Annotated in this window: 15 protein-coding genes; 10 read left to right on the top strand and 5 right to left on the bottom strand. The window is 71.1% G+C overall.

Annotated elements, in window-relative coordinates:
* The first annotated feature begins 60 nt into the window (after positions 1-60).
* Genes P5P86_RS14515 through P5P86_RS14500 form a run of 4 tightly spaced genes read left to right on the top strand, consistent with a single transcriptional unit; the run spans position 61 to position 5,492 of the window.
* Positions 61-2,154: an FAD-dependent oxidoreductase gene (locus P5P86_RS14515; protein ID WP_280608161.1), complete on the top strand. Its 2,094-nt coding sequence runs from the start codon at positions 61-63 to the stop codon at positions 2,152-2,154.
* Positions 2,151-3,410, top strand: a complete 1,260-nt coding sequence (locus P5P86_RS14510; RefSeq protein WP_280608160.1) for a class I SAM-dependent methyltransferase — start codon at positions 2,151-2,153, stop codon at positions 3,408-3,410. Before P5P86_RS14515 ends, P5P86_RS14510 begins: the two co-directional genes overlap by 4 nt.
* Positions 3,407-4,687, top strand: a complete 1,281-nt coding sequence (locus P5P86_RS14505) for a class I SAM-dependent methyltransferase (RefSeq protein WP_280608159.1) — start codon at positions 3,407-3,409, stop codon at positions 4,685-4,687. Before P5P86_RS14510 ends, P5P86_RS14505 begins: the two co-directional genes overlap by 4 nt.
* Positions 4,688-4,691: 4 nt before the next feature.
* The gene (locus P5P86_RS14500) at positions 4,692-5,492 is read left to right on the top strand and encodes a DUF1295 domain-containing protein (RefSeq protein WP_280608158.1); all 801 of its coding nucleotides are present in this window, start codon (positions 4,692-4,694) and stop codon (positions 5,490-5,492) included.
* A 55-nt stretch (positions 5,493-5,547) separates the two neighbouring features.
* Here the strand turns inward: P5P86_RS14500 and P5P86_RS14495 are convergent, their stop codons facing one another.
* The 3 genes from P5P86_RS14495 to P5P86_RS14485 all read right to left on the bottom strand — a co-directional run bounded on the left by P5P86_RS14495 (position 5,548) and on the right by P5P86_RS14485 (position 8,377).
* Positions 5,548-5,733 carry a hypothetical protein gene (locus P5P86_RS14495; RefSeq protein ID WP_280608157.1) on the bottom strand — a complete coding sequence of 62 codons (186 nt, stop codon included), beginning with the start codon at positions 5,731-5,733 and terminating at the stop codon, positions 5,548-5,550.
* Positions 5,734-6,172: 439 nt separating this feature from the next.
* Positions 6,173-7,558, bottom strand: a complete 1,386-nt coding sequence (locus tag P5P86_RS14490) for a cryptochrome/photolyase family protein (RefSeq protein WP_280608156.1) — start codon at positions 7,556-7,558, stop codon at positions 6,173-6,175.
* Between the two features lie 3 nt (positions 7,559-7,561).
* The gene (locus P5P86_RS14485) at positions 7,562-8,377 is read right to left on the bottom strand and encodes an MBL fold metallo-hydrolase (RefSeq protein ID WP_280608155.1); all 816 of its coding nucleotides are present in this window, start codon (positions 8,375-8,377) and stop codon (positions 7,562-7,564) included.
* 92 nt (positions 8,378-8,469) lie between these two features.
* On the opposite strand from P5P86_RS14485, the gene P5P86_RS14480 reads away from it, so the two are divergent.
* Positions 8,470-9,630 (top strand): zinc-binding dehydrogenase, encoded by a 1,161-nt coding sequence (locus tag P5P86_RS14480; RefSeq protein WP_280608154.1) that lies wholly within the window; start codon positions 8,470-8,472, stop codon positions 9,628-9,630.
* On the opposite strand, the gene P5P86_RS14475 is transcribed toward P5P86_RS14480, so the two are convergent.
* Positions 9,623-10,369, bottom strand: coding sequence for a type 1 periplasmic-binding domain-containing protein (locus tag P5P86_RS14475; RefSeq protein WP_280608153.1), 747 nt, complete (start codon positions 10,367-10,369; stop codon positions 9,623-9,625). The genes P5P86_RS14480 and P5P86_RS14475 overlap by 8 nt on opposite strands.
* Before the next feature lie 178 nt (positions 10,370-10,547).
* Between P5P86_RS14475 and P5P86_RS14470 the strand changes: the two genes are divergently transcribed.
* The 5 genes from P5P86_RS14470 (at position 10,548) to P5P86_RS14450 (ending at position 19,114) form a co-directional block, all read left to right on the top strand.
* Entirely contained in the window at positions 10,548-11,801 is a 1,254-nt protein-coding gene (locus tag P5P86_RS14470) for a HupE/UreJ family protein (RefSeq protein ID WP_280608152.1), read from the top strand.
* Positions 11,802-11,966: 165 nt separating this feature from the next.
* Positions 11,967-14,252, top strand: coding sequence for a purple acid phosphatase family protein (locus tag P5P86_RS14465; protein ID WP_280608151.1), 2,286 nt, complete (start codon positions 11,967-11,969; stop codon positions 14,250-14,252).
* Between the two features lie 248 nt (positions 14,253-14,500).
* Positions 14,501-15,730 carry an imelysin family protein gene (locus tag P5P86_RS14460; RefSeq protein ID WP_280608150.1) on the top strand — a complete coding sequence of 410 codons (1,230 nt, stop codon included), beginning with the start codon at positions 14,501-14,503 and terminating at the stop codon, positions 15,728-15,730.
* The gene (efeB, locus tag P5P86_RS14455; RefSeq protein ID WP_280608149.1) at positions 15,727-17,022 is read left to right on the top strand and encodes an iron uptake transporter deferrochelatase/peroxidase subunit; all 1,296 of its coding nucleotides are present in this window, start codon (positions 15,727-15,729) and stop codon (positions 17,020-17,022) included. The genes P5P86_RS14460 and efeB overlap by 4 nt, the downstream gene beginning before the upstream one ends.
* 46 nt (positions 17,023-17,068) lie before the next feature.
* Complete coding sequence (locus tag P5P86_RS14450) at positions 17,069-19,114, top strand: phospholipase C (RefSeq protein ID WP_280608148.1); 2,046 nt, start codon at positions 17,069-17,071, stop codon at positions 19,112-19,114.
* Between the two features lie 149 nt (positions 19,115-19,263).
* On the opposite strand, the gene P5P86_RS14445 is transcribed toward P5P86_RS14450, so the two are convergent.
* Positions 19,264-20,721 carry an MFS transporter gene (locus P5P86_RS14445; RefSeq protein WP_280608147.1) on the bottom strand — a complete coding sequence of 486 codons (1,458 nt, stop codon included), beginning with the start codon at positions 20,719-20,721 and terminating at the stop codon, positions 19,264-19,266.
* Positions 20,722-20,896: the final 175 nt, after the last annotated feature.

Genomic DNA, 20,896 nt, shown 5'->3' with positions numbered 1-20,896 from the left:
CGCGGCCCCGAAGAACGCATGAGAGCCCACGACGGGTCCCCAGGGAGCGCGGAGGAACGGATGCATCACACGCGGGCGCGCGTAGCCGTGATCGGCTCGGGCGTGGCGGGACTCGTGGCTGCCTACGAGTGCCGCGTCGCGGCCGAGGTGACCCTGTACGAGGCCGCGGACCGACTGGGTGGGCACGCCGACACCCACGAGGTGCACGAGGGCGGACGCACCCTCGCGATCGACACCGGCTTCATCGTGCACAACCTGCGCACCTACCCGGTGCTGACCCGCATCTTCGACGAGTTGGGGGTTGCCACCCAGGCGTCCGAGATGTCGATGTCGATCAGCGACCCGCGCCGCGGCGTGGAGTGGGCCGGCGCCCGCGGGCTGCGGGGGATCTTCCCGACCGCGGCCCGGCTCACCGACAGCGGTCACCTGCGGATGCTCTCCGAGATCCCGCGCTTCCACCGTCGCGCGCGCACTCTTCTCGCGGCCGACGACGCGTCACCGGGCGGTGCCGACCAGACGCTGGCCGCCTTCCTGGCCGAGGGCGGCTTCTCGGCGCGGTTCGTCCGCGACTTCATGGAGCCGCTGGTCGCGGCGGTGTGGTCGTGTGACCCCCGGGTGGCGACCGCCTACCCGGCTCGCTACCTGTTCCGCTTCCTGCAGCACCACGGCATGCTCTCCATCACGGGCAGCCCGACCTGGCGGACGGTGACGGGCGGCTCGCGGGAGTACGTGCGCAGGATCGCCGAGCGGCTGGACGAGATCAGGCTCGGGTCGCCCGTCGCCGAGGTGCGCGAGCACAGCGGCGGCGTGCGTGTGCGCACCCAGGACGGCACCGCCCAGGAGTACGACGCCGTCATCATCGCCGCCCACCCGGGCCAGGCACTGGCGATGCTGCCCGATCCCACCGCGCTGCAGCGCGAAGTGCTCGGCGCGATGGGCTACTCCAGCAACAGCGCGCTTCTGCACACCGACACCTCGCTACTGCCCCAGGCCCGAGGCGCCTGGTCCTCGTGGAACTTCCGGCGCGTCCGCGACGAGGAGGGACCGGTGGTCGTCACCTACGACCTGACCCGGCTCCAGCGCCTCGACACCGACGTCCACTACCTGGTCACGCTCGGTGGGGAGGACCTGGTCGACCCCGCCACCGTGATCGACCGGATGTCCTACGAGCACCCCCTCTACACGCCGGAGTCGGTCGCCGCGCAGGCGCGACTGCCCGAGATCGAGACGCCGAGGGTCGCGTTCGCCGGCGCCTACCACGGCTGGGGTTTCCACGAGGACGGTGCCCGGTCGGGGCTGGAGGCGGCGCACCGGCTCGGCTTCACCACGCCGGTGCGGCTCGCCCCCGCACCCGGGGGCTCCGCAGCCGCGGCGCCCGGGTCCCCGACAGCTGCCACCGAGGAGCCCGTTTCCCGGCCGGAGCCGGTCGATCCGGTCGATCCGGTCGTGTACGCCACCACGGTGCGGCATCTGCGCCGTACGCCGTGGCGCCGGGAGTTCGTGCACCGTTCCAACCTCTGGGTGGTCGACCTCGACCGGCTGCCCCCGACGCGCACCCGTCGCGACCGGTGGCGGGCGTGGTGGCGCGGCAGCATCGAGCCGCGCGACCACCTCGGCGACCCGGCGCTCAGCGTGCGGGAGAACCTCACCCGCTTCCTCGCCCGGCACGACGTCGTCCTGGGTCAGGGTCGGGTGCTGCTCGCGGCGCACCCGCGGGCATTCGGCTTCTGCTTCAACCCGATCAGCGTGTTCTGGTGCCACCGCGAGGACGGCAGCCCGCTGGCCACCGTCGTGGAGGTGCACAACACCTACGGCGACCGGCATGCCTACCTACTCGACCCCGAGCGGCAGGAGCCGCTGGCCAAGCAGATGTACGTCTCGCCCTTCCACGGCGTCGACGGAGAGTACGACGTCCGAGCGCCCGTGCCGACCGATCGGCTCGACATCGCGGTGCGGCTGCGCACCGCCGGCGGCGCACCGTTCAGCGCCTCGCTGAGCGGCCGCCGGGTCGCGCCGGGGAGCGCGGCAGCGCGCGCCGCCGGCCTCGCCGGTCTCCGCGACGCCCTCCTGATCCGGCTCCACGGCATCCGGCTGTGGACCCGCGGTCTGCCCCTTCAAGCCCGACCCGTCCACCACCAGGAAGGCGTGCGATGACCACCACCGACCAGCCCGTGCAGAGCCCACGCGCCAGCTGGGCCCATCTCGACCGGGTGCCGAGCGGCCCGGCCGTCGCGGTCACCGCGAGGATCGCCCGGCGGCTCTTCGTGCACGCGGTCGAGCGACTCGACGTCACCGTGCGGCTCGAGGGCCGTACGGTGGGACGGGGCGGCCCCGAGATGGTGATCCACCGTCCCGAGGAGTTCTTCGCCCGGCTGGGTCGCGACAAACTGGTCGGATTCGGCGAGGCCTATCTCACCGGAGCGTGGGACGCGGAGGACCTCGCAGGCTTCCTCGCCGTGCTCGCCGCCGAGGTCGAGCACCTGACGCCGCGCTGGCTGCAGGCGGTGCGGGGTCTGGCGATGCCGCGCACGCCGGCACGCGACCGTGGTGCGCGCCGCGACACCCAGCGCAACATCGCGCACCACTACGACCTGTCCAACGAGTTCTTCGCGCTCTTCCTCGACCCGACCATGTCCTATTCGGCAGCCTGGTTCCGGGCCTACGCCGACGGCCGTCCGGCGATCGGCGACGACCTCGAGCACGCGCAGCGACGCAAGATCGACGCGCTGCTGGACCTCGCCCGGGTCGGGCACGGCACCCGGCTGCTGGAGATCGGCACCGGCTGGGGGCAGCTGGCGATCATGGCGGCCGAGCGCGGCGCTCAGGTCCACACCGTCACCCTCTCGGTCGAGCAGCGGGCGCTGGCCATGGAGCGGATCGCTGCCGCCGGGCTGAGCGACCGCATCGAGGTCGAGCTGTGCGACTACCGCGAAATCCAGGGCCAGTACGACGCGATCGTCTCGGTCGAGATGATCGAGGCCGTCGGCTGGCGGCACTGGGGGACCTACTTCGGCACCCTGGATCGGCTGCTGGCGCCGTACGGCGCTGTGGCCCTGCAGGCGATCACCATGCCGCACCGGCAGATGCTGGCGACCCGCGACTCCTACACCTGGATCAACAAGTACATCTTCCCCGGCGGCTTCCTGCCCTCGGAGGAGGCGTTGGCCCACAGCGCCGGTGAGCACGGCCTGCGGATGACCCACCGCACCTCGCTGGGTGCGCACTATGCGGAGACGCTGCGGCAGTGGGACGAGCGCTTCCGGGCGGCCAGCACCGAGGTGGCGGCGCTGGGCTTCGACGGCGTCTTCGAACGGATGTGGCACTTCTACCTGGAGTACTCCCGGGCCGGCTTCGTCGCGGGCTACCTCGACGACCTGCAACTGCGCTACGAGCGAGAGGCAACCGCATGAGCACCGCCCTTGTGTCAGGAGCGTCGGGCGCCGACCCGATCGCTCCGCGGCTGGCCGCGGTCGTCGAGCCGATCGTCGGGGAGCTGCCCGTCCGGCTGCGCGCCTGGGACGGCTCGTCCGCCGGACCCGAGGATGCCCCCGAGGTGGTCATCTCCTCACCCGACGCGTTGCGGCGGATGCTCTGGCACCCCGGCGAGCTCGGCGCCGCCCAGGCGTACGTCACCGGTGAGGCGGACCTGCCCGGCGACCTGGACGAGACGCTCTCCCTGCTCCTCTCCGTGGGCCAGACCGTCGGCCGACCCTCGTTGAAGGCGTCGGCGACCGCGTTGGCCCGGCTCACCGGCCTGGCCCGGGAGCTGCGCCTGGTCGGCGCTCCACCGGCCGCGCCGGTCACCCAGGCGCGGGTCCGCGGCCGGTTGCACTCCCAGGCCCGCGATCGCGAGTCGATCCACCACCACTACGACCTCTCGACCGACTTCTACGCGCTGATCCTCGACCCGTCGATGGCCTACTCCTGTGGCTACTACGCCGACGAGACGACGACGCTGGAGCAGGCGCAGCATGCCAAGCTGTCGCTGATCTGCACCAAGCTGGGACTCGAGGCGGGCAGCACGCTGCTCGACGTCGGCTGTGGATGGGGATCGCTGGCGATCCACGCGGCCCGGCACTTCGGCGCCCGCGTGGTGGGGCTGACGATCGCCGCCGAGCAGCAGCGCTTCGTGCAGGAGCGGGTCCGCGCCGAGGGGCTCGAGCACCTGGTCGAGGTCCGGCTCTGCGACTACCGCGACGCGACGGGCCACTACGACGCCGTCGCCTCGGTCGAGATGGGCGAGCACGTCGGCGAGCGCAACTACCCGACGTACGCCGCCGTCCTCGCGCGATCCGTCCGTCCCGGCGGCCGCGTGCTCGTGCAGCAGATGTCGAGGCGTGGCCGACGTCCCGGCGGCGGCGCGTTCATCGAGTCGTTCATCGCGCCCGACATGCACATGCGACCGGTCGGGGAGACGGTCGGCTACCTCGAGCGCGCCGGGCTGGAGGTGCGCGACGTGCACGCCCTGCGCGAGCACTACGTGCGCACCGTCGCGGGCTGGATCGAGCGCTTCGAGTCGAACCTCGACGCGATCACCGCCCTCGTCGGGCCTGAGATGGTCCGCGTCTGGCGGCTCTATCTGGTCGGCGGCTCGGCCGCCTTCCGCGACGGCCGGATGGGCGTGGACCAGATCCTCGCGGTCCGTCCCGGCGCGGCCCACACGCTGCCGGCCCGACGGGAGTGGTGAGTCGATGACGACGGCGTGGGAGCTGGTGCTGACCACGCTGGTCGCGGCCGCTGCGGTGATGACCGCAGCGGCCGTGTGGTCGCACCGCCTGCGGCGCTTCGCCGTCGTCGACGCCGCCTGGGGCGCCGCCTTCGTGCTGGTGGCGGTGGCCACCGCCGTGGTGGCCACGATCATCGGTGCCGACGGGGGCTGGCGGCGCTGGCTGCTGGTCGTGCTCGTCGCACTGTGGGGCCTGCGCCTGACCCGCCACCTGTGGAGCCGCGTCCGCGCGGCCGGGCATGACGACCCGCGCTACGAGGAGATGCTGGGCGGCTCGTTCCGCGAGGTCGGCTTCGGCACGGTCGTCCGCCGGGTCTTCGCGCTGCAGGGCTTCGCCGTGGCGCTGATCTCCGCACCGGTGGTGGTCGGCGTCGCCACCCACACCCGGTGGTGGTGGGCGGTCGCGCTGGGTGTGGGGGTGTGGGTGGTCGGCGTCGTCTTCGAGGCGGTCGGCGACGCCCAGCTGGCGGCGTACCGCCGCGACGAGCACCGTGGACCCGTGCTCGACCGGGGACTGTGGGCGTGGACCCGCCACCCGAACTACTTCGGCGACGCCTGCGTCTGGTGGGGCCTGTGGCTCGCCGGAGCGCTCGCGGCCGGCCCGATCGCCGGGCTCGCCACGCTGCCGGCGCCGATCGTGATGACGCTGTTCCTGACCGTCGTCACCGGCGCGAAGCCGACCGAGAAGCGGATGGAGGGCCGGCCGGGCTGGGACGCGTACGCCGCCCGCACCTCGATGTTCCTCCCGCGTCCGCCGCGGCGGTAGTCCCCGATCTGCGTCGGCAGGCCTCAGCGTGCCTGCCGGCGCAGCCCCGCCCCGCTCAGGGCCGCGGGGCGTCCTGCGAGACGGCCACCAGCCAGTGGTCGGCCACCCCGCCGAGGACGCGCACGTCGAAGCCGGCGTTCGCCGGCACTCCCACGCGCGCGGTGGCTGTCTGCGACCCACCGCTGTCGGACCGCGTGGGGACGCATGGTGCGCCGACCCGGAGGTCGATCCCGTCCAGCACCACGCGCACTGTTCCCGGACCTACGCACGTGACAGACACGGTCACCTGACCCGAGCCGGAGAACGCTCCTAGATCGCGGACCCCGTGTCCCTGGGTGGCCGGAACGATGGGGGTCCCAGCAGTGGTGACGGCAGCCAGCACTCCACGCTGTGACGAGTCGCTGCCGCAGGCCGCGAGAGTGAGTCCCACGATCATCGCCATCGTTGCTCCGGCGGCGATCAATCTCATCTGCTTCATCCCGGCCACGTGCTTCCCTCGCTGAGTGCGTCGAGTGCGGACGCGGGCTGGGGGCGGAGCCGGCGTGGCAAGACGCTGAGTCTGTTGGTATGACAAGTACCACCTGACCAACATGGTCATACCAAGATGATGTTAGTCAAGGAAAGCGTCGCAGGCGCGTGCGGTCTGCTCATCAAGGGATGCCGACCAACCGACGACCGGCTCAGCCCCGCCGCAGCTCCTCGTACGCCGCCAGCGTGTCGGCACGCTGCTCGGCGTGGTCGACGATCGGCGTCGGATAGCCGTCCGGCGGACCGTCCGGCAGCTTCCACGGCTCATGCACCGCACGGCCCTCCAGCGACCGCAGCTCGGGAATCCAGCGGCGAATGTAGGCACCGTCGGGGTCGAACTTCTTCGACTGGGTGACCGGGTTGAAGATCCGGAAGTACGGCGCCGCGTCGGTCCCGCAGCCCGCCACCCACTGCCAGTTGTGCTGGTTGCTGGCGAGGTCGCCGTCGATCAGGTGCCGCAGGAAGTGCCGGGCACCGTGCTGCCACTCGATGTGCAGGTCCTTGACCAGGAACGACGCGACCAGCATCCGGACCCGGTTGTGCATCCACCCCTGGGCCAGCAGCTGCCGCATCCCCGCGTCGACCAGCGGGTAGCCGGTCCTGCCCTGTCGCCACGCCTCCAGCCGCTCGTGCAACCCTGCCCCCGTGACGTAGGGGAGGCCCCGCAGCTCGGGGCGGAAGTAGTCGCGTGCGCTGGCCGGCCAGGCGTCCAGCACCGCCGCGTAGAACTCCCGCCACGCCAGCTCGCGCCGGAAGGTGTCGTCGTGCGGGCCCAGCCCGGCGAGCAGGGTGCGCGGATGGATGCTGCCGATCTTCAGGTACGGCGAGAGCCGCGAGCTGCCGTCCTTGTCCGCCCGTTCCCGGGCCTCGGGGTAGTCAGCGAGCCGGTCGCGGAAGTCCGCCCAGGTCGCCAGGGCTGCTGCCTCGCCCGCCTCGGGCAGCGCCGTGTCGCCGATCGCCGGCTCCTTCGGCAGCGGATCGCCGGGCACCTTGCGCGAGGAGGTGGAGAGCGCCCACGCGATCCCGTTCGCGTCGGTGTGCGCCGGACCGCGCCAGCCGTGCGCGACCCACGCCCGGTAGAACGGCCCGTAGACCTGGAACGCGCCGCCGGACCTGGTCCGCACGCGGCCGGGCGCGACGGCATAGGGCGAGCCCGTCGCCGTGAGGTCGACGGGCACGTCGAGCGTGCCGAGCGCCTGGCGCACGCGCTCGTCGCGCTCCTTGCCGTACGGCGCGAAGTCGGCGCTGATGTGGACGCTGCCGGCGCCCGTCTCGGCGGCGACCGCCGGCACGACCTGTTCGGGCCTGCCGTGCCGGACCAGCAGGCGGGTGCCGTGCTCGCGCAGATCCCTGTCGAGGGCGTGCAGCGAGCGCAGCACCCAGGCGGTCCGGACCGGTCCGGAGGCGCGCAGCAGCGCGTCGTCGAGCACGAAGAGCGGGACGACGCCGTCCTCGCCCGCTGCCTCGGCCGCGGCATCCAGGGCGGGATGGTCGCCGAGCCGCAGGTCGCGCCGGAACCACAGCACCGAGGCGCTCATGCCTCAGCGCCCCTGCGTGCGGCCCTGCGCGCGCCCCTGGGCGTGCCGCAGCAGCGCCGGGTCGTGCGCGTTGACCAGGAGGAGGCCGGGATCCTGGCTCGACCACAGCTCCGAGAGCCGCTCGTGGTTGCGGCGTACCTGGGCCCAGTCGTGGGCGAAGCAGCGCTCGGTGAGCCGCAACGGCAGCGGGACACGCCCTGCTGCGGTGAGCTGTCGCTGGTCGTAGAACGCGTCACCCGCGTGCAGTACCCAGTGATCGCCGGCATCGACGGCCACCGCTGCATGGCCGCGGGTGTGTCCGGGCAGCCCGATCAGCACGATCCCGGTGCCGATCTCGGTCAGCTCGCGGGCAGCGGGGAAGCCGCGCCAGGCCTCACCGGCGACGGGGGAGTGCTCGACGAGGTGGGGGCCGTGAGCGAGCTGCGCGGCGGCGTACCTCGCCTTCTCCAGCCGGGTCAGCGGCCGCTGGAGGGCGCGGGCCTCGGCGATGGTCAGGTGCACCCGGGCGTGGGGGAAGTCGCTCAGGCCGCCCACGTGGTCGCTGTCGCCGTGCGTCAGCACGATGTGGCGCACGTCCGCCGCCGCGAAGCCGAGCGCCTCGACCTGGTGCAGAGCCGTCTCCCGCGGCTCGAGCACCGGCCGGATCAGGTGGCGCCCCGGCCCCAGCCGACCGGCCGCGTCAGCCACGTCGGCAACGCCGAAGCCGGTGTCGACCAGCACCAGACCGGCGGTGTCGGTCTCCACGAGCAGCACGTGGGCCACCAGGGCCGGCGTCAGTGGCGGCCGCATGGTCCCGCAGTTGAGGTGATGGACGCGCATGTCGGCCAATCTAGCCACGTCCCGACGCCAGGTGGGACGTGCTGTGCCGGATATCCGACCGTCGGCACCGCGCACCTGACACACTCGGCACCGTGAGAGCCGTCACCACCCACGAGGGCCGACTCGAGGTCGCGCAGGTCCCTGACCTCGAGCCCGGCCCCGGCCAGATCCTGCTCGACGTCCGGCGCTGCGGCATCTGCGGCTCGGACCTGCACGCCCGCACGCACGGCGACGTCACCGCCGACGCGCTGGCACAGATGGGATACAACGACTTCATCCGCTCGCGGGACACCGTCGTGCTGGGGCACGAGTTCGTCGGGACGGTCACGGCGTACGGCCCCGGGACCCGGCGGGCCTGGAAGCCCGGCACCCGGGTGGTGGCGCTGCCGATGCTCGGCACCGGCGACGGCGTCCAGCTGACCGGGTTGTCCGCCAAGGCGCCCGGAGGGTACGCCGAGCAGGTGCTGGTCTCGGAGGCGTTCGCCTTCCCGGTGCCGGACGCGGTGAGCGACGACCACGCCGCCCTGGTCGAGCCGCTCGCCGTCGCGCACCACGCCGTGCGCCGCAGCGAGATCGGCAGGCGCGAGGTAGCGGTCGTCGTCGGCTGCGGCCCGATCGGGCTGGCGGTGATCCTGCTGCTCAAGGCGGCCGGGGTGCGGACGGTCGTCGCCTCCGACCCCTCCCCGGGGCGGCGGGAGCTCGCGCAGCGGTGCGGCGCCGACGTCGTCGTCGACCCGCGTGAGACCGACCCCTTCGACGCGTACGGCGAGCGCCGCGGCCACCTGCGCAGCGCCCAGGGGCTCTTCGACCTCGCGCTGGGCAGCATGCGCGCGGCCCGCCGCCTGCCGGGCTCGTCGTGGGCGAGGCTCATGCGACTGGCCGAGCGGACCGGTCAGCTGCCGAAGGGCCCGGTCGTCTTCGAGTGCGTCGGCGTACCAGGGATGATCGACACCATGGTGGCCACGGCGCCGCTGCGCTCGCGGGTGATCGTGGTGGGCGTGTGCATGGAGCCGGACACCATCCGTCCCTCGATCGCCATCGGCAAGGAGATCGACCTGCGCTTCGTGTTCGGCTACGACCCTGCCGAGTTCCACCAGACACTGCAGTGGATCGCCTCCGGGAAGGTCGACCCGTCGCCGCTGATCACCGGCACCGTCGGCCTCGACGGCGTGGCGGGTGCCTTCGCGGATCTGGCCGAGGCGGGGGAGCACGCGAAGATCCTGATCGACCCGCGGGCGGCGGCTGCTAGCTGAGCCAGACCACGGTGTTGACCCAGTTGGTCAGCACAGCCGCCACGCCCGCTCGGATGGCTCGCCCGGTGCGCTCGGGGGTGAACGAGGCGGGGTCGTGGGTGGGGGCAGTGCCCAGGCCCTCGCCGCGGTAGGAGGCGCCGGCCCAGTCGACGGCGGTGACGTTCTGGGTGGGCTCGGCGAGCTCGCCGCCGAGGATGAGGAAGCGGATGCCCGGGGCGCTGGCGGTGACCAGTGCCATCGCGTCGACGAGGCTGTCGCCGGCCGAGACCAGCAGGTCGGGCTCGGCCTTCATGGCCGTGCTCAGGTCCTGGAGGTTGTCGGCCGGCTTCGCCACCTTGATCACGCTCAGGTCCACCGACTCGGCCCTCGCCCAGGATCGGACTGCTGCCACCGTCACGGCGGCCTGCCTGTCGTGGGCCGCGGCGACCAGCTGCACGCGGTAGCCCTTCGGTGGGTGTACCTCGCTCCACGAGCCCGGCGCGGGGGTGAAGGTGCCCTCGGGCGGCGGCGGGGAGTCGGTGGCGACGAAGCCGGGGGCGAGCGTCCCGTAGGTGGTGGGGTGGTGCGAGAGGTTCTCGTCGTACAGGCCGGTGGGGCTGGCCGACGGGCTCGCTGACGTGCTCTGTGACGTGCTCGCTGACGCGTCCGGGGCGGTGGTGCTCGAGCCCGAGCACGCCGCCAGCGTCGGGAGGAGAGCGAGCGTCGCCGAGACGATGCCGAGACGGGAACGGTTGCCCATGCGGGGTCCTTCGTGACGGAGGAGAGGCGTCGGTGCGGACCATTCCTACCTGATGGGTAGAGCCGCTCGAGTATCGACCGACAGCTGTCACATCCCGGTCGTCGCGGGTTCACCGCCAGGTCGATCGCAGGTCGTCGGCCACCGCGACTCTCGGCGCGATCCGGAAGGAAGTCCGCTCGTGTCCCGTCTCCTCCACGGCCGCTGCCGCGACGCTGTCGCCCTGCTGCTCACGACCGTCGCGATGCTGCTGTTCGTGCTGACCGCCCTCGCCGGCCCCTCGCAGGCGCACGGTCTCACCTCGGTCGTGTACGTCGACATGACCTCGCCCGAACGAGGGGTCGTGCGGGTCGACCTCGGGCTGGAGTACGACCTGTTCGAGGTCTCGGTCGCCGACTACGAGCACGACGACGCGCTCTACCGCGCGGGCCAGCCGGCCTGGGACGACGGTGACGCGCCGGGCATGGCGAAGGCGATGGATGACAACAAGTCCTCGACGCTGAGGTACATCGCCGATCACTTCCACATCACCGGGAGCGGAAAGGCCTGCACCACCACCTCGGTGAGTGACGCGACCATCAAGATGCGCCAGGGTGTGCCGTACGCGTTCGTCGACGTCGACTACGCCTGTGATCCGAACGCCTCGGTGCACGACTTCACGACGACGTTCTTCAACGCCGACGAGGGCTACGTCAAGGGCACGACCACGATCGCCACCTACGACCTCGACATGCGCCACGGCAGCGCCGCGCTGGAGATGGACCAGACGTCGTTCTCCACCCACCAGAGCTTCGGCCAGCGCTTCGGCGAGTTCTACCGGCTCGGCACCCACCACCTGCTCACCGGGATCGACCACCTGCTCTTCCTCGCCGCCCTCATCGTCGGCTCGCGCCGATTGCGCGAGGTCGTGCTCGGCGCCACCACCTTCACCATCGCGCACCTGGTCACGTTGGCGCTGACCGCACTGGGGATCGTGCACGTCTCGGAGAACCTGGTCGAGCCGCTGATCGCGCTCTCCATCGCTGCCGTGGCCGGCTGGCACCTGGTCCGGTTGTGGCGTCGTGGCAGCCATGCCACCGACATCATCACCGCCAGTCGCAGCCACTTCGCCCTCGACCGTGCCGGCTATCTGCGTCTCGGCGTGGTGTTCTTCTTCGGCCTCATCCACGGGATGGGCTTCGCCGGCGCGCTCGGCATCGACAACCCCTGGTCCTGGACGCTGCTGTGGTCCCTGCTGGTCTTCAGCATCGGCATCGAGTCGGTGCAGATCGGTCTGATCGTCCTGATCTTCCCGATCCTGGCGCTCATCCGGCACCGCTCGCCCCGCGTCGGCCTGTGGGTCAGCGGCTCCGTGGCCGCCGTCGTGGCGATCTTCGGTCTGCTCTGGTTCGTGCAGCGGGTGTGGGACGTCGCCCACGGCGCGCAGCTGAGTTGAGCCGCCCCAGCGGTCCTGTCGCCGCGGCGACGCGCGAACCTGAGAGAACCTGAACGCCAGACTTAGTTCATCGTCTCGATGAACTTTCCCTCTCATTTACCTGATCCCGAGAGCCTCGCGGCGCGGTCCGTTGACCGCGACTTCATGAAGAGAACGGGATCACTGATGAAACTCAGCATTCTCGCCGAGCGCCCCGGCCTCGTCCGCCGCGGCATCGCGGCGATGGCGGTCGCCGGCCTCGGCGCCACCGTCTTCCTGGGTGTCTCGGGCACGACCGCCCAGGCGGCCGGCCCGAACAACGACCACGGCATCATCCTCGGCGTCGGTGCAGACGCCTCCCAGCGCACGCTGGCGTGGTACTCCCAGACCGGCGACGTCCAGCAGCTGGTCTACGGGCCGACCAGCACGTTCGCTGCCGGCACCGGCACGACGTCGGTCGACGTCACGCCGGTCGCCAACACCCAGGGGGCCACCACCGAGTTCAACGCCCACGCGGTGCTGAAGAGCCTCGCCGCCAACACGCAGTACTCCTACAAGGTGGGCAGCACCGCTGGCGGCTGGTCGCAGACCTTCACCTTCACCACCAAGTCCTCGACCTTCGACTCCGGGTTCTCGGCCGACTTCTTCGGCGACCCGCAGATCGGCGCGTCGGGCCAGGACAGCCTGGACGGCGACGGCTGGGTCCAGACCGTGAAGTTCGCACAGTCGCACGACACCGACTCCGAGCTGTACCTCTCCGGCGGTGACCAGATCGACGCCACCAGCACCAGCTCCACGGTGCCGGGCGGAACGGCGAACCTGCTCGAGGACCAGTGGAACAACTTCCTGCGGCCCTTCGCCCGCGGTGGCTCCGACATCGCGACCGGCGACGAGATCCCGTGGGCCTCCACGATCGGCAACCACGACGTCGCCACCAAGACCTACCAGCAGCACCTCGCCCAGCCGAACCTGACCGACGACTCCCGGTACTACTCCGGTGACCCGGCATCGGTCAGCGGCGGCGACTACTGGTTCACCTACCGCGACGTGCTCTTCATCGACATCAACTCCAACTCCTACGCGGCGACCGGTGGCACGCTCACCGGTGACCCGGCACACGTGGCGTACATCAAGAACGTCGTCGCCGCGCACGGTGCGGACGCCAAGTACAAGGTGCTCATCTACCACCACTCGATCTACTCGCCGGCCGACCACGCCAACGACGCCGACAACGCCCAGCGGCGCGCCGACTTCACCACCGCGTTCTCCCAGCTCGGGATCAACCTGGTGTTGCAGGGGCACGACCACTCCTACTCGCGCAGCTACACGATCAAGAACGGGGCGCGCAGCGGCGAGGCGGCCGAGCTCTCGAACGGCCAGTGGACCGCCGAGCAGTCCGACGCGGCCGGTAACCCGGACGGCACCACGATCCTTCCGGGCCCCGGGGGCGTCATCTACGTGACCGCCAACTCGGCCTCCGGCTCGAAGTACTACGACCTGACCGCGCCCGGCACCGCCAACAACCGCGACTACGGCCCGGACCAGTCCGAGAGCGCGGCCCAGGCCGCCTCGAACGGCGCCGTCAGCGGGGGCCACACCAACCACTGGGCCAACGCGGTGGAGAACCAGGAGCACGTGCAGAGCTACCTGCAGGTGAACTTCGGCGCCGACGGCATCAACGTCAAGGACGTCCGCAGCGGTGACACCGCCACCACCAGCGCCAACGCGGCGGTCCAGCGCGGCAACGTGCCGTGGGCCGGCAACGTCGGCAACACCTGGGCCGGTGCGGTCAAGGACGCCAACGGCGTGCTGACGACGCCGGCCGCGCCCGTCGACGCCACCGCCAACAACGCCTGGACGACGGCCCACCCGAAGGGCTCGCTGGTCGACCAGGTCACCATCGCGCAGTTCGTCGCGCCGAGCGCGGTCACCATCTCCGGCAAGGCCGACGTCGGCCAGACCCTGACCGCGAACCTCACCGGTGCGTTCACCACCGGCACCTCGGTGGCCTACTCCTGGAAGGCCGACGGCGTCGAGTTCGCGACCGGCAACGCCGCCACCCTCACCGCCGACGAGCGCGGCAAGCGGATCACCGTCACGGCGACCGGCACGCTCGGCGACTACGACCCGTTGGCGGTCACCTCGGCGGCCACGTCCGTCGTACCGGGCGCCCAGGGTCCGGCCGGTCCCGCCGGCCCCGCGGGACCGGCGGCCTCCATCACGTCGACCGCCCCGGTGATCAAGGGCAAGGCCAAGGTCGGCAAGACGCTCAAGGTCGTCACCGGCTCATGGAGCAAGGGCGCCAAGCTGACCACCACCTGGTACGTCGGCAAGAAGGCCGTGCACAACGGCTCCTCGCTCAAGCTGAGCAAGAAGTACGCCGGCAAGAAGGTCAAGGTCCTGGTGACCGGCGTCCTCGGCGGCGCGCAGGCGAGCAACTTCAGCGCTCCGACCGCCAAGGTCAAGAAGTAGCACCACCGGCAGCGTCGACCGCTGCCCCGATCGCCCCCAGGTCCGCCGGATCTGGGGGCGATCGCCTCTCCCGACCTGACCGGAGCCTGGGCATGACCTGATCACAACCTGGAGATCGGGGCGATCCGCGCGGTCGTGGTCTGTTGGCTGCCCTCCGTTCACCGACTGGTCGGGCAAAGGGAGCCGCGATGTAGACGGCCGATTCCAGACTCCAACCGCCGCGCCGAGCGGCGCAGGGAGGGTGGAACGTGGCAAGCACCGATGACGCGCGGATCGCTGTCGAGCGCGGGACCACGTGGCGCGATCTCCTCGCAGCCCGGCGGGTGCGCGCAGGCATCGCGGTGCTCCTCATCGCCGCGGTGGCGCTGACCCTCTACCTGGTGCGCCGGCCCAGCGCACCGACCTGGCCGGTGCCGCATGCCGACGCGTCGGTGCAGGGCACGCCCGTCACGGTCGGGACCGACGTCTGCGGCGCCGGCTGGACGGGGGGAAGGGCCGGGCGGCAGACCTTCGCGCTGTGGAACAACTCGATCGGCGGCGAGGAGGTCTACCTGCGCGACGCTGCCAGCCAGAAGGTCTACCTCGAGGTGGAGAACCTCGGCGCTGGGGTGACGCGCAGCGCGAGCACGACGCTGGCCCCCGGGACCTACCAGTTCTACTGCCTGCCCGACGACGGTGACCCGGTCGCCGGCCCCGCGCACGGCGTCATCGGCGCGGCACCCGCCGCTGCCACGCCGGGGTTGGTGCCGGTCTCCTCGGCCGAGCTGGTGCCGGCGACGCAGGCCTACACCGCGTGGATCCAGACCCGGCTGCCGGTGTTGCACCGGCAGGTGGGGGCCCTCGCCGCGGACATCGGCAGGGGCGATCTCGGAGCTGCCAGGAAGGACTGGCTGGCGGGCCATCGCACCTACGAGACCCTGGGCGCCGCCTACGACGCCTTCGGCACGTACGACGCGGCCATCAACGGCGATCACGCCGGCTTCCACCAGATCGAGGCGCTGCTGTGGGGCGGCGCCCCGGCAGCTCGGATCACGCAGCCGGCTGCAGCCTTGGTGAGGGCCGTCCAGCGACTGCAGCGGGCGTTCCCGACGGTGGCCGACCAGATGGGCACCCAGGCGATCGGACTGCGCTCGCACGAGATCCTGGAGAACGCCGTCCAGTTCGAGCTGACCGGGTCCACCGACCGCGGCAGCCACACCAACCTGGCCACCGTCGACGCCAACCTCACCGGCACACGCCAGGCGCTCAAGCCGCTGCGCCCCCTGCTCGGTCAGCGCGATCCCGACCTGGCGGTCACCGACCGGTGGCTGCAGCGCTCGCAGGCGCTGGTGCGCAGCTTCGACCACGGCGGCACCTGGACGCCGCTCGGGCGACTGACCCGTGCCCAGCACGAGGAGATCGACGCCGATCTCGAGCAGACCGTCGAGTACCTCTCCGAGGTCGCCGCCATCACCGAGCCCCGAAGGACCGATCAGTGACCTGCCCCTTCAGCAGCCAGCACGATGAGGCGCTCCCGGAGTCTCGCGCCGAGTCGCCAGGGCTCAGCCGCCGCGGGCTGATGGGCGGCGCGCTCGGCGTGGCGGCGACCGCCGCGGTGGTCGCCACGGCGAGCGGCCGGGCCCAGGCCGTCGACCCGTCGACGGCCGCGTCGGGGACGGCGAAGGCAGCCGCGGCGTACCCCTTCCAGGGTGAGCACCAGCAGGGCATCCTCACCCCTGTCCAGCGGCATGCCGCCTACGTCGCCTTCGACGTCACCGCCGCCGACCGGGACGAGCTGCAGGCCGCGTTGCGCGAGCTCACCGACCAAGCGAGGTTCCTCACCAAGGGTGGTATCCCCGCCGACCACGGGATCGGTGCGACCCCCGCCGACGACGGCATCCTCGGGCCGGTCGTCCCGGCCGACGCTCTGACCGCCACCGTCAGCGTGGGTGCCAGCCTGTTCGACGACCGCTTCGGGCTCAGCGCGCTCAAGCCCGCGCGGCTGCGGCGGATGGACGAGTTCCCCAACGACTCCCTCGACCGTTCGGTCTGCGACGGCGACCTGCTGCTGCAGCTGTGCGCCGACAACGTCGACACCGTCACCCACGCGTTGCGCCAGATCATGCGCTCGACCCGCGGAGCACTGCAGGTGCGCTGGCGCAAGGACGGCTTCATGTCGCCGCCGCGTCCCAGTGGCACCCCGCGCAACCTGCTGGGCTTCAAGGACGGCACCGCCAACCCCTCGACCGCCGACAGCGCGCTGATGGATCGGCTGGTCTGGACCAAGGCCGGGGGAGACGAGCCCGCCTGGGTCGCCGGCGGCAGCTACCACGTGGTGCGGGTGATCCGGATGCTGGTGGAGTTCTGGGACCGGGTCTCCCTGCTGGAGCAGCAGCAGATGATCGGCCGTGACCGGGTCACCGGCGCACCCCTGACCGGCACCCACGAGTTCGACGTGCCGGCGTACGCCACCGACAGCACCGGCGACGCCATCCCCTTCACCGCGCACATCCGGCTGGCCAACCCCCGCAACGGGAAGACCGACGACCAGCAGATGCTGCGCCGTTCGTTCAACTACGACGCCGGCACCGACGCCAACGGCCAGCTCGACATGGGCCTGATCTTCACCGCGTTCAACGCCGACCTCGACCGGCAGTTCGTGACCGTCCAGAAGCGCTTGGTCGACGAGCCGCTCGTGGACTACATCGCGCCGTACGGCGGCGGCTACTACTTCGCCCTTCCCGGCGTCCGGGACAGCGGCGACTGGCTTGGTCGGGGGCTGTTCGCATGAACCCGACCTCGATCAAGGAATGCACTCAAGAGAGGAAACCCAGGGAATGAGGAATCCCATCGTCCGCGGCTCCCGCCGGGCGAAGATCGCCGGCTTCGGCATCGCGGCCGCGGCGCTCGTCGGAGCGTCGTTCACCTACGTCTCGATGGCGACGGCGGACCCCGCCGACAACTCGGCCAACACCACCACCCCGATCAAGCACGTGGTGGTGCTCTTCGACGAGAACGAGTCCTACGACCACTACTTCGGCACCTACCCGAACGCGGCCAACACCGACGGCGTCCCCTTCACTGCCGCCACCGGTACGCCGCTGTCGAACAACTACGCCAAGACCCCCTCGCTGCTGAAGAAGACCACCGACGGCGGCACGAACCCGAACAGCACCGCGCCGTTCCGGCTGACCAACAGCCAGGCCGTGACCTGCTCGCAGAACCACAACTACACCCCGGAGCAGAAGGCGGTCAGCGGCATCAACGGCGCCACCAACACCGGCGTTCCGATGAGCACCTTCCCGGAGAACACCAGCGGCTGCGCCATCAACGGCAGCACGCCGACGAACATGGGCTACTTCGACGGCAACACCGTCACCGGGCTATGGAACTACGCGCAGAACTACGCGATGAGCGACAACTCGTGGGCGGACAACTTCGGTCCCTCGACCGTCGGCGCGCTCAACGTCGTCTCCGGCCAGACCGGCAACGCCACGGCGTACTCCTCGACCAGTGACGACTCCAACCCGACGGCGCTGACCAACGCGGGCACCGTCTCCGCCTCCGGCTTCTCGGCGATCACCGCGACCAGCACGGGCAACACCGGCACCGTCATCGGCGACCCCGACCCGGTCTACGACGACTGCGCCGACGCCGACCACACCGGCACCAGCAACCTGGTCGGCATGAACGGCAAGAACATCGGCGACCTGCTCAACGCCAAGGGCGTGACCTGGGGCTGGTTCCAGGGTGGCTTCACCCCGACGACCAAGTACACCGGCAGCGGCTACGCCAAGTGCGACTCCACCCACACCAACATCGCGGGCGCGAGCGACATCGACTACTCGCCGCACCACAACCCGTTCGCGTACTACAAGTCGACGTCCAACCCGCACCACTACCCGGGCACCCCGGGCGTGGCGATCGGTGCCAACGACCCGACCAACGACACCACCAAGACCGGCGCCAACCACCAGTACGACCTGAGCGCCTTCGACATGGCGCTGGCGAACAACCAGCTGCCGGCCGTGTCCTACCTCAAGGCCGCGCAGTACGAGGACGCCCACCCGGGCTACTCCGACCCGGTCGACGAGCAGCGCTTCGTCACCGACGAGATCAACAAGATCGAGCTCTCGCCGGAGTGGTCCTCGACCGCGATCGTCATCGCCTACGACGACTCCGACGGGTGGTACGACCACCAGCTGCCGACGATCATCAACGGCTCGAACACCTCCGACGACGTCCAGGTCTGCAACACGGCCGCCAACGCGAACAGCCCGATCGGTGGCATCGCCGACCGGTGCGGTCCCTCGCAGCGGCTGCCCTTCCTGGTCATCTCGCCGTACTCGAAGCAGAACTACATCGACCACACCCAGACCAGCCAGGCCTCGGTGGTGAAGTTCATTGAGAGCAACTGGAGCCTGGACCCGATCGGTGGCGGTTCCTTCGACACCACCGCCGGCACCATCACCGGCATGCTCGACTTCGCCAAGCCGCAGCAGCGCAGCGTGCTGCTGAACCAGAACGGCACCGTGGCCCGCATCGTCTCCGACAAGACGACCACCGGCGGCGGCACGACCACGTCCCCGGCTCCGACCGTCGCGCGGATCACCAAGATCGGGGTCGTCGGCGTGGACAAGAAGGTCAAGGTCAAGAAGAAGATCAAGGCCTCGTTCCTCTTCGCCGCGACCGGCACGGTCGCGGGTCCGGTCAAGCTCTACGACGGCAAGAAGGTGATCGCCTCGGGCAACGCCAGCCAGAACGTGGCGACGCTGAGGTTCAAGCTGAAGACCAAGGGTCTGCACAAGCTCCACCTGAGCTTCCTGGGCACGCGCTCGGTCAAGGCCTTCACCGGCTCGACCTTCAAGGTGCACGCCAAGTGAGCCAGTGAACGTGGCTGACTGAGACAGCGGATCGCCCCCGGACCCAGCTGGGTCCGGGGGCGATCTGTTCGCGGTCGAGAGGTCACCTTCGGCGGGTCGAGTGGCCGGAGTGGGTGGACACTCGACCCGCGAAAGGTGACGTCTCGGCGTCAGAGCTCGGGCATCGCGTCAGTGTCGGCGTGGCGGGGGACCAGCAGCGCCAGTCCGGCCGCGATCATCGAGGCGACGATGCAGGCGGCGAACAGCGCCCGGTAGGCGCCCAGCGTGGACCAGCCGACGGCCGTGCCGTCGATCGTGGCGACCACGACGTGGCCGGCGAGGACGGAGCCGCCGATCGCGCTGGCCAGCGACGTGCCCAGTGAGCGGGCCAGCGAGTTGAGCCCGTTCGCGGCGGCCAGCTCGGTGACCGGCGTGTGCGTGTTGATCAGGGTGGGCATCGCGGCGTACCCGAGCGCGACGCCGACGCCGATGACGGCGGTGCCCACGACGATCTCCCACAGGTGGCCGGTCAGGGCGATGCGGAGCACCCAGCCGAGGGCGACGACGAGGGCGCCGATCGCCAGCGTCCGCGGAGCGCCGATGCGGTGGATCATGGCCGCCGAGACGTTCGAGAGCAACAGCATCATCAGGCCCGCGGGCAGCATGCACACGCCGCTGACCAGGATCGAGGAGGCGAAGCCGTAGCCGCTCTCCTTCGGAGCCTGGACGTACTGCGCGGTGCCGATCATCATCGCGAACAGCGCGAACCCGAACAGGACCGAGGCGGTGTTGGTCAGCACGATCGGCTTGCGCCGCAGCGCCGCCAGGTCAACCAGGGGCTCACGGGTGCGGGTCTGGACGAGCCCGAAGACGAGGAGCAGGACGACGGCGAGCACCAGCAGACCGATCGTCTTCGGCGAGCCCCAGCCCCACGTGGAGGTCTGGGCGAGCGGCAGCAGCAGTGCCACGAGCGCCGCGCTCAGCAGGACCGCGCCGACGACGTCGACCCGGCCTCGGGAGCGGCTGGGAGCCTCGGGGACGACCAGGAGGATGCCGCCCAAGGAGAGGCCGCCGACGATCGCGGTGATCCAGAACAGCCAGTGGAAGTCGGCGTGCTCGCCGACGAAGCCGCCGATCGGCAGCGCGAGCGCGCCGCCGACGCCCAGCATCGCGCTGATCAGCGCGATCGCGCGCCCGACCTTCTCGCGCGGCAGGAGCGAGGCCAGCAGGCTGATGCCGAGCGGGATCGCCGCCATCGACGCCCCCTGGATCGCGCGACCGAGGATGAGGAGGGGCATCGCGGAGGTGACGCCGCACAGCACCGAGCCGACGACGAGTGCCAGCACGGCGACCATCAGCATCAGCCGCTTGCCGAACATGTCGCCGAGCCGGCCGAAGAGCGGCACCGCCACGGCGCCGACGAGCAGCGTGGAGGTCAGCAGCCACTCGACAGCGGCGCTGGAGGGGTGTGAGGGGATCTGCTGGGGGAGGATGCCGAGGATGGGGATCAGGAGCGACTGACACAGCGACACCGCGAGCGCCGCCGTACCGATGATGAGCAGCTCGAGGCGGGCGCGTCCGGGCGAGGTGTGGGAGGCGATCTCGGCTTCCCGGCTCATCGTCGTCATGGGCATCACGGTAATGGACGAAGCCTCCGCTTAGGCACTCGTCGCCGGGCGATGGGAGGCAGATCACGCCGGCCCGACGACGGAGATGCGAGACGCCGCTGACCCGGCGACGACCTTGACGAGATGGGGGGGTCCTCGCCGCAGGCCGCGCGGCAGGTCAGCGGCGCAGGGACAT

It is taken from the genome of Nocardioides sp. BP30, assembly GCF_029873215.1.
In the GTDB taxonomy this organism is placed as follows: domain Bacteria; phylum Actinomycetota; class Actinomycetes; order Propionibacteriales; family Nocardioidaceae; genus Nocardioides.
The sequence above is the reverse complement of the archived record's forward strand: the minus strand, read 5'-3'. Positions and strand labels throughout refer to the sequence as shown.